Here is a 10425-nt window from a genome sequence, read left to right as displayed (position 1 = left end):
GTCCGTTACCGAGCACATCCGCAAAAGAGAGAACCGCCGGACCGAGGACGGATACCCCCCGCCCCCGGCCCCGACCCACCACCGAACCGTGGGCGGCTTTTCAGGGGCGCGGGGAACTGCGCACAACGCGCACCCCCACCGACCCGCACCAGCCGCCTACTCCGCCGCGCCGTACAGGCGATCCCCCGCATCCCCCAACCCCGGCACGATGTACCCGTGCTCATTGAGGTGATCATCAACCGCAGCCGTCACCACCGTCACCGGCGCCCCCGCCAACTCCCGCTCCATGACCTCGACCCCCTCAGGCGCAGCCAACAGCACCACCGCGGTCACATCATCCGCCCCCCGCCGAATCAGCTCCCGAATCGCCGCGACCAACGTCCCCCCCGTCGCGAGCATCGGATCGAGGACGTACACCTGCCGCCCCGACAGATCCTCCGGCATCCGCGTCGCATACGTGGACGCCTGCAACGTCGACTCGTTGCGGATCATGCCGAGGAACCCCACCTCCGCGGTGGGCAGCAGCCGCATCATCCCGTCCAGCATCCCGAGCCCGGCCCGCAGGATCGGCACGACCAGCGGCCGCGGATACGACAGCTTCACCCCGGTCGTGGGTGAGACCGGCGTGAGAATGTCCACCGCCTCGGTGCGCACGTCCCGCGTGGCCTCGTAGGCGAGCAGGGTGACCAGTTCGTCGGCGAGCCGCCGGAAGGTCGCGGAGTCGGTGCGCCGGTCGCGCAGCGTGGTGAGCTTGTGGGCGACCAGCGGATGGTCGACGACGTGGAGACGCATGTCCACAACAGTAGCCGGGTCCACGCGAGGGCTCGCGCTGGCGTCAAACCGCCCGACCGGGGGAAAGTGGGAGGGACGGACCAGGGTGGTGAACCAATGCCAGACGTGCCGGACGTGCCCGACCTTCCTGAGCCGCCGGAGCGGGAACCCGTACGGGCCCCGTCCCCGCGCGACCCGTCACAACCGGAGACCGAGACCGAGCGCCGCCGACGCCGCGCCCAGTTCCTGCGCGACCTCGCGGAGGCCCGCGAGCTGCGCGACCGGGTCCAGCCGCGCCGCGCCAAGGTGGCCCGGCTGCGCCGCGCGATGCGTATGCGGACGTTCCGCTGGTAGAGAAGTTCCGCCGAAGATCAACCGCCGTACGCACCCGGATCGCCCACCGCACGCACCCTGAACAGGTGGCCGTGCGCGGGCCCTTGGAAAAGCCGCGTACGATCCCGCTCGTGGCGGCAACGAGTGCGCTGGTGAGTCCTCAGTCCACGTGCCGATGTGCGTGCGATCAAAACCACCGGACACAGGGTGCCGAAGACGTCCCCTGAACGCCTTGTTTCTGCCACGATTCCGAGTGGGTGGGGCTCGGAGCCCGAGCTCTCCCCGCCCGCAACCTCCGCCGGGGGGACCCCCAACCGGCACGCACTCAGACCAGTGGGAGAGTCACGGTGTACTTCGCCGCACTGCTCGCGCGCACCGAAGACGGGTGGGAAGCGAGCGACACAGAGCTCGACGATGTGGAGAGCCTGTCGGATCTGGCCGACCTCGCCCGGGAAGCCTCGGCCGAGGACGACACGGTGCTCGTGCTGATCGAGCAGGAGGACGCCTGGTTCGGCGTCGTCCGCGTCGACGGCGAGGAGGACCCTCGCATCTACGTCTCGGACGCCGCAGCCGCTGCCCGCAGCAGTTACGGCGAGATCCTGCTCACCGACGAGCTGCTCGGAAGGGAGCCGGGTGACGACGACGCCGACCTGGACTCCCTCGACCTCGACGGCACCGAGGACGGGGAGGACGACGACGAGAACGACGACTCCGAGGACGGCCCCTCCGCCGAGGCGGTCCCGCACAGCCCGGTGGGCGACCCGGAGATCCTGGACGACCTCGGTGTCACCGCGAAGGAGCTGCGCTCCCTCGACGAGGACGCCCTGAGCGCGATCGCCGAGGCCCTGGGCGCCTCGGAGGTCCTGGAGACCGTCCGCTGACCGCTGGAGCCACCGCGGAAGGCACCCCCGACCCGGTACGCGACCGCTGGCGGGCCGCGATGCGGCTCGCCCTGGACGAGGCCGGGCGGGCGGGCACGGACGTCCCCGTGGGCGCCGTCGTGCTGGCGCCGGACGGGACGACCGTGCTCGGGGCCGGGCACAACGAACGCGAGGCCACCGGGGATCCGACGGCGCACGCCGAGGTCCTCGCGGTCCGCCGGGCCGCCGAGGCGCTCGGCGAGTGGCGGCTGACCGGCTGCACGCTGGTCGTCACCCTCGAACCGTGCACGATGTGCGCGGGCGCGATCGTGCAGTCCCGGGTCGACCGGGTCGTCTACGGCGCCCGCGACGAGAAGGCGGGCGCGGCCGGCTCCCTGTGGGACGTCGTCCGCGACCGACGCCTCAACCACCGCCCGGAGGTGGTCGAGGGGGTCCTCGCGGACGACTGCGCGGCGCTCCTCACGGAGTTCTTCCGATCACGCTGAATACGGATTTCAAAGCACCCCCCGCCGTGCTGTAAGGTCTCCCTCGGTAGCGTGTCCGAGCGGCCGAAGGAGCTCGCCTCGAAAGCGAGTGTGGCGCAAGTCACCGAGGGTTCAAATCCCTCCGCTACCGCTTCTGAAGGGCCCCGTCTCAAGACGGGGCCCTTCGTGCTGCCCCTCTCAGATCTGACAGCACTGCTAGCATTGAAAGCAAGCTGAGGAGGAGACGTGGCGACTCTGACGATTCGGGGGCTGGACGACGCGACGCATGCGCGGCTGCGTGTGCGGGCCGCGCGGCACGGGCGGTCGATGGAGGCCGAGGTGCGCGCGATACTCGCCGAGCAGCTCGGACCCGACGGTTCCTCCCGTCCGCTGGGGTCGCGCATCCGGGAGCGATTCGCCGGCCTCGGCGAAGCCGAGCTCGAGATCCCCGACCGGCGGGACGCACCGCGCCCGGCGGCCTTCGAGTGATCATCCTCGACACCGATGTCCTGTCGGAGCTGGTGCAGCCGGTTCCGGAGCAGCGGGTCATCGACTGGCTCGACACCCTCGTACCCGACGAGGTCGCGACCACCGCGGTCACCGCCGCGGAACTGTGGCACGGGGTGCGCCGGCTCCCCGACGGCAAGCGCAGGTCGGAGCTGGCCGAAGGCATCGACGCGATGTTGTTCGAGGATCTCGGCGGCCGTATCGAGGTGTTCGACGCAGCCGCGGCCGGCCGGTACGCGGACATCGTGACGGTCCGGGAAAAGCTGGGCCGCCCGATCGCCTCCGCGGACGCACAGATCGCCGCGATCTGCGCCAGGCGCAAGGCGACGCTGGCGACCAGAAACGTCAAGGACTTCGGGGACACCGGCATCACTCTCGTGAACCCTTGGGACCACAGGCTCTCCGCGCGGGGTCGACGCCACGGCTCGTGATGAGCGCACCTACGGGCCCCGTCGTCAGGCGGGGCCCTTCGTGCGATCATGTGCGGTCGTTGGGCAACTGTCACAGGGGAGGCCGCGATGGCGGTGAACGCGAAGAAGATCGCCGTCTATGTGGTCGTGGTCTTCGTGATGTACGTGATCATCAAGGACCCGGCCCAGGCCGCCGACTACGTCCAGATAGGGTTCGAGGGCATCTCGGACGCCGCCAAGGCCATCGGCGACTTCTTCACCTGGATCGCGGATGGCGCCCACTAGCCAGGAGCGCACATGATCCGCCATCTCGTCCTCTTCAAGCTCGGCGAGGGCGTCAAGCGCGACGACCCGCGGGTCGTGAAGGGCGTCGACGCCTTCCGCGCGCTGGAGGGCACGATCCCCGAGATCCGCTTCTGGGAGCTGGGCTGGAACATCAGCGACCGCCCCATCGCCTACGACTTCGCGATCAACTCCGGCTTCGACGACGAGGCCGCGCTGCGGGCCTACGTCGAGCACCCGGAGCACCAGGCGGGCGTGGCGCTGTGGAAGGAGTTCGCCACCTGGGTGATCGCCGACTACGCGTACTGAGCCAGGGCACTCCCAAGCCTCCTGCCGGGAACGGCGGGAGGCTTTTCTGCGTCTTACGCCCCAACTTGCCCCTCAACACGGTGTAACCCAACGTTATGCGGTGCTTGCACACAGTACACATGTCTTGTGATGCTATGACCGCTTTTGACGGATGAGTTGACCGATGAAGAGGTGGCGTTGACCGTGTCGGCCAGTACTGCGCCTCCCCAAGAGGCCGCTCCTCCCCAAGAGGCCGCCCCCCGCAGCCGCGGCGCCGACACCCGGGCGCTCACCCAGGTGCTCTTCGGCCAGCTCAAGGGGCTCCAGCCAGGCACTCCGGAGCACACCCGCGTACGGGCGGCGCTCATCGAGGCGAACCTCCCGCTCGTGCGCTACGCGGCCGCCCGCTTCCGCTCCCGCAACGAGCCGATGGAGGACGTGGTCCAGGTCGGCACCATCGGCCTGATCAACGCCATCGACCGCTTCGACCCGGACCGGGGCGTGCAGTTCCCCACCTTCGCGATGCCGACCGTGGTCGGCGAGATCAAGCGGTACTTCCGGGACAACGTCCGCACGGTCCACGTCCCGCGCCGGCTGCACGAGCTGTGGGTGCAGGTCAACGGCGCGACCGAGGACCTGACCACCGCCTTCGGCCGCACCCCGACGACCGCCGAGATCGCCGAGCGGCTGCGGATCGGCGAGGACGAGGTGCTGTCCTGCATCGAGGCGGGCCGGTCGTACCACGCGACCTCGCTGGAGGCGGCCCAGGAGGGCGACGGCATGCCGGGCCTGCTGGACCGGCTCGGCTACGAGGACCCGGCGCTGGACGGCGTGGAGCACCGCGACCTGGTCCGGCATCTGCTGGTCCAACTCCCCGAGCGCGAACAGCGCATCCTGCTGCTGCGCTACTACAGCAACCTCACCCAGTCGCAAATCAGCGCGGAACTCGGCGTCTCACAGATGCACGTTTCGAGGCTACTCGCGCGTAGCTTCCAGCGGCTGCGGTCCGCCAATCGGATCGACGCATAGTCGGCCGCGGATTGCGGATGCATAAGGGGCGCACGGTCGCACGTTCCGGAACACCGCAGTTCGCAAGCAGTATCGAGGCGTAACCGGCGCGAGCGAATCGCTCACCAGACCTCTTCCCGACACTTCTGGGCCGAAAAACCGTCAGACCCCCTTTATCCAGGGCGGATTCGAGTCTCACATGTCGACATGTCTCTACAGCGTGTTGCCGACATGTGACATTCTGCGGGAAGCGCGTTTGCCGTGGCTTCGGCTCCGGTATTCAGGTGAAGGCTGACCTTCCACCACGGATCGTTCGCCGCGACCGTCCCGCGACCCAAAGGGGGTGGCATGTCCGCAGAACAGGGCAGCTCGAAGGTGCTCACGCTCACGAAGAGCGAGGCTGCGCCGGCTCTCGACGACGTTACGGCTGTTGAGGCCGCCCCGGCCCTCCCGGCCGCCGACATCCCGGCCACGGACGTTCCGGCCCTGCCGGTCTCCTCGGGGAACATCGACACCCGTACCCTGTCCCGCTCCCTGTTCCTGCGGCTCGCCGCGCTGGACGAGAACAGCCCCGAGCGTGCCTACGTCCGGGACACCCTGATCGAGCTCAACCTCCCGCTCGTGCGGTACGCGGCGGCCCGCTTCCGCTCCCGCAACGAGCCGATGGAGGACATCGTCCAGGTCGGAACCATCGGCCTGATCAAGGCGATCGACCGCTTCGACTGCGAACGGGGCGTGGAGTTCCCGACGTTCGCGATGCCGACGGTCGTGGGCGAGATCAAGCGGTTCTTCCGCGACACGTCCTGGTCGGTGCGGGTCCCGCGCCGCCTCCAGGAGCTGCGCCTGGCCCTCACCAAGGCCAGCGACGAGCTCTCCCAGAAGCTGGACCGCTCACCGACGGTCGCCGAACTCGCCACCGTGCTCGGCGTGTCCGAGGAGGACGTCGTCGACGGCCTCGCGGTCGGCAACGCCTACACCGCCTCCTCGCTGGACTCCCCGGCCCCGGAGGACGACGGCGGCGAGGGCTCCCTCGCGGACCGCCTCGGCTACGAGGACACCGCGCTGGAGGGCGTGGAGTACCGCGAGTCCCTCAAGCCCCTGCTGGCGAAGCTGCCGCCCCGCGAGCGGCAGATCATCATGCTCCGCTTCTTCGCCAACATGACCCAGTCGCAGATCGGCGAGGAGGTCGGCATCTCCCAGATGCACGTCTCCCGGCTGCTGACCCGGACCCTGGCGCAGCTGCGGGACGGCCTGATCTCGGACTGACCGGAACCGGGTACAGGGGTTCCTATTTGACGGGGTGTCAGCCACCATGGCGCGATGCTCCGAGCGACCTCGACACCCGGCCGTCGGCACGCCCTGATCGGCGCGTCGGCGGCGGTCGTCTGTCTCGGCGCGGTCCTGGCCGCGTGCGGCGGCGGAAGCGGTGAGGGTTACGTCGCCCTGGTCCCGCCCGCCTCTTCGGGTACGGCGGTCAGGCCCACCGGCGACGTCACGCTGGTGCCGTTGGACGTCCCGCAGCCCAAGTCACCCACCGCGAGCGGCACTTCGGCGACGCCCTCGGCAAAGTCTCCGCAAAACAGCGCCACCGGCGTCCCGGCACCCGGGACCGAGGGCGCCAAGCACAGTCGTACGCCTGCGACTTCGGGACCCGAGACGCCCGGAGCATCCCAAGCTCCCCCGGCCCCCGCCGCCCTCACCTGGTCCGCGCCCACCAGGCAAGCCACCGACGAGCGCCGGTGCGACGACGTCACGCTCGTGCTGCACAACACCGGTGGTTCCCCGGCGACTTCGGGCACCGTCACCTTCGGTACGCACATCATCGGCGCGCTCGGCATCGACTGGGCGACCGTGGAGTCCGTTCAGGAACTCCCCGTACCGATCGACGCCGGAGCGCGCGTGGAGAAGACCTGGACGGTGTGCGTCGACGCCTGGCGGGTGCCGCTGGGCATGCATGTGGAGACGCGGGACGTCACCGTCCGCTGGAGCTAGGCCTCTTACTTCAGCGCCAGCCAGGCCACCGCGGCGACGACCGCGACGGCGACGATCACGCCGATGATCAGGCCCACGCGGGGGCCCGAGGAGGAGGCGGTGGCGGCGGTGGCGGCCTGCTGCCGTCCGCCCTGGGGGCCCTCGTCGACGAAGGCGCGGAACATCTGGGTGCTGCCGGCGGGGTCGTGGTTGCCCTGGGGGACCTGGTTCTCAGCCATGCCCCGAGACCCTAGCGAATCCGCCGACCCAGCCCAAGTGCGGGGCGAAGGGCCTGGTCGACGGGTCCCACATGCGGGTTTACGTTCGCAATACTTGCCTTTGCCAAGTTTTGGTCCGTACCCTCGCCATTTTATTTGCCTGTAGCAACCAACGTCTGCCATGGTTGCCCTAAGCAACGAATACGGGAGGTGTGATGGCCGGGCAGGCGCAGTACGAGGAGCTGATGCGCCAGTTCAGCGCGTTCGGCGCCGTGAAGCGGGAGCTGGGACGGCTGATGCCGGCCGAGTGCCCGAGCGGTTCCGCCGCCGTGCTGACGCTGCTCGGGCGCTACGGCGACATGCGCATGAGCAAGCTCGCCGAGCTGCTCGCCGTGGACATGTCGGTGACCAGCCGCCATGTCGCCCATGTCGTCGAGCGCGGCTGGATCGAGCGCTCCCCCGACCCCGCGGACAAGCGCTCGCGCATCCTGCGCCTGACGCCCGCGGGCCACGCCCAGCTCGACGAGATGTCCCGGCGGACCTGCCGGCTGCTCGCCGAGCGGCTGAGCGACTGGAGCGACGCCGAGGTCGCCCAGCTGACCGTGCTGATGGCGCGGCTGCGGGCGAGCTTCGACGACAGCCGCGGTCACGCCCCGGAGCCGCCGCCCGCCCCTCCTCCCGCAAGCGAAGAGACCACCCCGACCACCCGTACACCCGCGATCACCACGTAAGAGAAGGAAACCCATGGCAACGACCACACCATCCGGTGTGCGGGCCCACGCCAAGCACGGGGGAGGCTCGCAGGAGTACGCCCCGATGACGCACCGGCAGATCATGGAGGCCATCTCCGGCCTGCTGCTCGGCATGTTCGTGGCGATCCTGTCGTCCACGATCGTCACCAACGCGCTCCCGCACATCATCAGCGACCTCGGCGGCGGCCAGTCCGCCTACACCTGGGTCGTCACCGCCGCCCTGCTGTCGATGACCGCGGCCACCCCGCTGTGGGGCAAGCTCGCCGACCTGTACAGCAAGAAGGCGCTCGTCCAGATAGCCCTGGTCATCTATGTGCTGGGCTCCGCGGCCGCCGGGCTCTCGCAGAACGCCGGCATGCTGATCGCCTGCCGTGTCGTCCAGGGCATCGGCGTCGGCGGTCTGTCCGCCCTCGCGCAGATCGTGATGGCGGCGATGATCTCCCCGCGCGAGCGCGGCCGTTACTCCGGCTACCTCGGCGCGACCTTCGCCGTGGCCACCGTCGGCGGTCCGCTGCTCGGCGGTGTCATCACCGACACCAGCTGGCTCGGCTGGCGCTGGTGCTTCTACGTCGGCGTCCCGTTCGCCGTCATCGCGCTGATCGTCCTCCAGAAGACCCTGCACCTGCCGGTCGTGAAGCGGGACGTCAAGGTCGACTGGGCCGGCGCCTTCTTCATCGCCGCCGCGGTCTCGCTGCTGCTGGTCTGGGTCACCTTCGCCGGTGACAAGTACGACTGGATCTCCTGGCAGACGTACGCGATGGTCGGCGGTTCGGTCCTGCTCGGTCTGGTCTTCGTGCTCGTGGAGTCCAAGGCGAGCGAACCGATCATCCCGCTGCGGCTGTTCAGGAACCGCACCATCACGCTGGCGTCGCTGGCCTCGCTGTTCGTCGGTGTCGCGATGTTCACCGGCACGGTCTTCTTCAGCCAGTACTTCCAGCTGGCCCGCGACAAGTCCCCCACGATGTCGGGTGTGATGACCATCCCGATGATCGGCGGGCTCTTCATCTCCTCGACCGTCTCGGGGCAGTTCATCACCCGCACCGGGCGCTGGAAGGCGTGGCTGGTCAGCGGTGGCGTCCTGGTGACGGCCGGACTCGGGCTCCTGGGCACCATCCGGTACGACACGGCGTACTGGAAGATGTCGATCTTCATGGCGCTGCTGGGTCTCGGCATCGGCATGATGATGCAGAACCTGGTGCTCTGCACGCAGAACCAGGTCGACCCCTCCGACCTCGGCTCGGCCAGCTCCACGGTCACCTTCTTCCGCTCCCTCGGCGGTGCGGTCGGCGTCTCGGCGCTCGGTGCCGTGATGGCCCACCGGATCACGCACTACGTCACGGACGGCGTCGCCGCCCTCGACCCCAAGTACCGTGCGGCGCTCGCCGGTTCCGGCTCCTCCACCGACAGCATCCCGGACCTGGCCAAGCTGCCCGCGCCGGTGCGCACGCTCATGGAGAGCTCCTACGGCCACGCGATCGCCGACGTGTTCCTGATCGCCGGGGCCCTGGCGGCGGTGGCGTTCCTCATCAGCCTGTTCATCAAGGAGGTCCCGTTGCGGACGAAGGGCGGGCTGGCGCAGGCGGCGGCCGAGGAGACTCCGGCCGAGGTTCCCGCGGAGACCGCGACCGCCGGGCACACCCCGAGCTGGGCCGCCCCGGCCACCGTCTCCTCCGACACCGGGACCGCCCCCGACGGCACACAGCGGCTCTCCGCCGTCGCCACCCTGGTCCGTCCGGAGGACTCCGGTGACGGCTCCGGCTCCATCCCGGTCCGCGGCTTCGTGCGCGGCAACGAGAGCGCCCCGGTGCCGCAGGCCGCGGTCACGCTGATCTCGCTCGCGGGACGGCAGCTGGGCCGGTCGGTCACACAGGCCGACGGGTCGTACGGCCTTCAGGCGCCGAGCGTCGGGTCGTACGTCCTGATCGCCTCCGCGGACGGGTTCCAGCCGCAGGCGTCCACGGTGCTCGTGAACGGCGAGCCGGTGGCGTACGACGTCCTCCTGAGCGGTACCAGCGGGCTGAACGGGCTCGTGCGGGCCGCGCAGGGCGGGGAGCCCGTCAAGGACGCGATGGTCATCGTCACCGATGTGCGCGGAGATCTGCTCGCCACGGGAACCACCGGGGAGCAGGGCGAGTTCTCCTTCGGGGAGCTGGTGCCGGGTGCGGTGACGGTCGCGGTGAACGCCGCCGGGTTCCGGCCGCGCGCGCTCCCCGTCGAGGTCGGTGGCACCGGCGTCACCCGGATCGAGGTGGACCTCGACTCGGGCGCCCGCCTCCAGGGTGTCGTCCGGGCGCCGCACGGCCCGCTGGCCGACGCCCGCGTGACGCTCGTCGACGCGGCGGGCAACGTGGTCGGCACCGCCACCACCGGTTCGGACGGGGCGTACGCCTTCACCGACCTGGACGGCGGCGAGTACACCGTCATCGCGACGGGCTACCCGCCGCAGGCGACCGCCCTCACGCTGACCGGCCCCGGTGCCGACGGCCACGACATCGAACTCGCCCACCCCGGCGAGTAGCCGAAAGCCCCGGCCCGTGGCG

14 protein-coding genes and 1 tRNA gene are annotated in these 10425 nt (G+C 70.0%); 13 read left to right on the top strand and 2 right to left on the bottom strand.

Features of this window, described 5'->3' with window-relative positions; translation table 11 throughout:
• Nucleotides 1-156: 156 nt before the first annotated feature.
• Nucleotides 157-792: a uracil phosphoribosyltransferase gene (gene upp / locus ABZ896_RS37715; protein WP_360939271.1), complete on the bottom strand. Its 636-nt coding sequence runs from the start codon at nucleotides 790-792 to the stop codon at nucleotides 157-159.
• 96 nt (nucleotides 793-888) lie between these two features.
• On the opposite strand from upp, the gene ABZ896_RS37710 reads away from it, so the two are divergent.
• The 11 genes from ABZ896_RS37710 to ABZ896_RS37660 all read left to right on the top strand — a co-directional run bounded on the left by ABZ896_RS37710 (nucleotide 889) and on the right by ABZ896_RS37660 (nucleotide 6936).
• A complete protein-coding gene (locus ABZ896_RS37710; RefSeq protein ID WP_360939269.1) occupies nucleotides 889-1125 on the top strand; it encodes a hypothetical protein in 237 nt (78 codons plus the stop codon).
• Nucleotides 1126-1451: 326 nt separating this feature from the next.
• A complete protein-coding gene (locus tag ABZ896_RS37705; RefSeq protein ID WP_360939267.1) occupies nucleotides 1452-1985 on the top strand; it encodes a hypothetical protein in 534 nt (177 codons plus the stop codon).
• Nucleotides 1986-2044: 59 nt separating this feature from the next.
• The gene (gene tadA / locus ABZ896_RS37700) at nucleotides 2045-2470 is read left to right on the top strand and encodes a tRNA adenosine(34) deaminase TadA (protein ID WP_360939265.1); all 426 of its coding nucleotides are present in this window, start codon (nucleotides 2045-2047) and stop codon (nucleotides 2468-2470) included.
• Nucleotides 2471-2515: 45 nt separating this feature from the next.
• Nucleotides 2516-2600, top strand: a tRNA-Ser gene (locus ABZ896_RS37695).
• 95 nt (nucleotides 2601-2695) lie between these two features.
• On the top strand, nucleotides 2696-2938 hold the full coding sequence (locus ABZ896_RS37690) for a plasmid stabilization protein (protein ID WP_360939263.1): 243 nt from the start codon (nucleotides 2696-2698) through the stop codon (nucleotides 2936-2938).
• On the top strand, nucleotides 2935-3387 hold the full coding sequence (locus tag ABZ896_RS37685; protein WP_360939261.1) for a type II toxin-antitoxin system VapC family toxin: 453 nt from the start codon (nucleotides 2935-2937) through the stop codon (nucleotides 3385-3387). Before ABZ896_RS37690 ends, ABZ896_RS37685 begins: the two co-directional genes overlap by 4 nt.
• An 87-nt stretch (nucleotides 3388-3474) precedes the next feature.
• Nucleotides 3475-3651 (top strand): hypothetical protein, encoded by a 177-nt coding sequence (locus ABZ896_RS37680; protein ID WP_360939259.1) that lies wholly within the window; start codon nucleotides 3475-3477, stop codon nucleotides 3649-3651.
• A gap of 12 nt (nucleotides 3652-3663) precedes the next feature.
• Nucleotides 3664-3957 carry a Dabb family protein gene (locus ABZ896_RS37675; RefSeq protein WP_360939257.1) on the top strand — a complete coding sequence of 98 codons (294 nt, stop codon included), beginning with the start codon at nucleotides 3664-3666 and terminating at the stop codon, nucleotides 3955-3957.
• 144 nt (nucleotides 3958-4101) lie between these two features.
• A complete protein-coding gene (locus ABZ896_RS37670) occupies nucleotides 4102-4965 on the top strand; it encodes an RNA polymerase sigma factor SigF (protein WP_360939255.1) in 864 nt (287 codons plus the stop codon).
• A 327-nt stretch (nucleotides 4966-5292) separates the two neighbouring features.
• Complete coding sequence (locus ABZ896_RS37665) at nucleotides 5293-6210, top strand: RNA polymerase sigma factor SigF (protein ID WP_360939253.1); 918 nt, start codon at nucleotides 5293-5295, stop codon at nucleotides 6208-6210.
• Between the two features lie 54 nt (nucleotides 6211-6264).
• On the top strand, nucleotides 6265-6936 hold the full coding sequence (locus tag ABZ896_RS37660; protein ID WP_360939251.1) for a hypothetical protein: 672 nt from the start codon (nucleotides 6265-6267) through the stop codon (nucleotides 6934-6936).
• A gap of 5 nt (nucleotides 6937-6941) precedes the next feature.
• On the opposite strand, the gene ABZ896_RS37655 is transcribed toward ABZ896_RS37660, so the two are convergent.
• On the bottom strand, nucleotides 6942-7154 hold the full coding sequence (locus tag ABZ896_RS37655) for a hypothetical protein (protein WP_360939249.1): 213 nt from the start codon (nucleotides 7152-7154) through the stop codon (nucleotides 6942-6944).
• A gap of 194 nt (nucleotides 7155-7348) precedes the next feature.
• Here ABZ896_RS37655 and ABZ896_RS37650 point away from each other — a divergent pair, with 194 nt between their 5' ends.
• Together ABZ896_RS37650 and ABZ896_RS37645 are read left to right on the top strand one after the other, a co-directional pair.
• A complete protein-coding gene (locus ABZ896_RS37650; RefSeq protein WP_360939247.1) occupies nucleotides 7349-7864 on the top strand; it encodes a MarR family transcriptional regulator in 516 nt (171 codons plus the stop codon).
• A 13-nt stretch (nucleotides 7865-7877) separates the two neighbouring features.
• Nucleotides 7878-10403, top strand: a complete 2526-nt coding sequence (locus ABZ896_RS37645) for an MFS transporter (protein ID WP_360939245.1) — start codon at nucleotides 7878-7880, stop codon at nucleotides 10401-10403.
• Nucleotides 10404-10425: the final 22 nt, after the last annotated feature.

Origin of the sequence: Streptomyces sp. NPDC047072, assembly GCF_040643855.1 — a bacterium.
GTDB lineage: Bacteria > Actinomycetota > Actinomycetes > Streptomycetales > Streptomycetaceae > Streptomyces.
The sequence above is the reverse complement of the archived record's forward strand: the minus strand, read 5'-3'. Positions and strand labels throughout refer to the sequence as shown.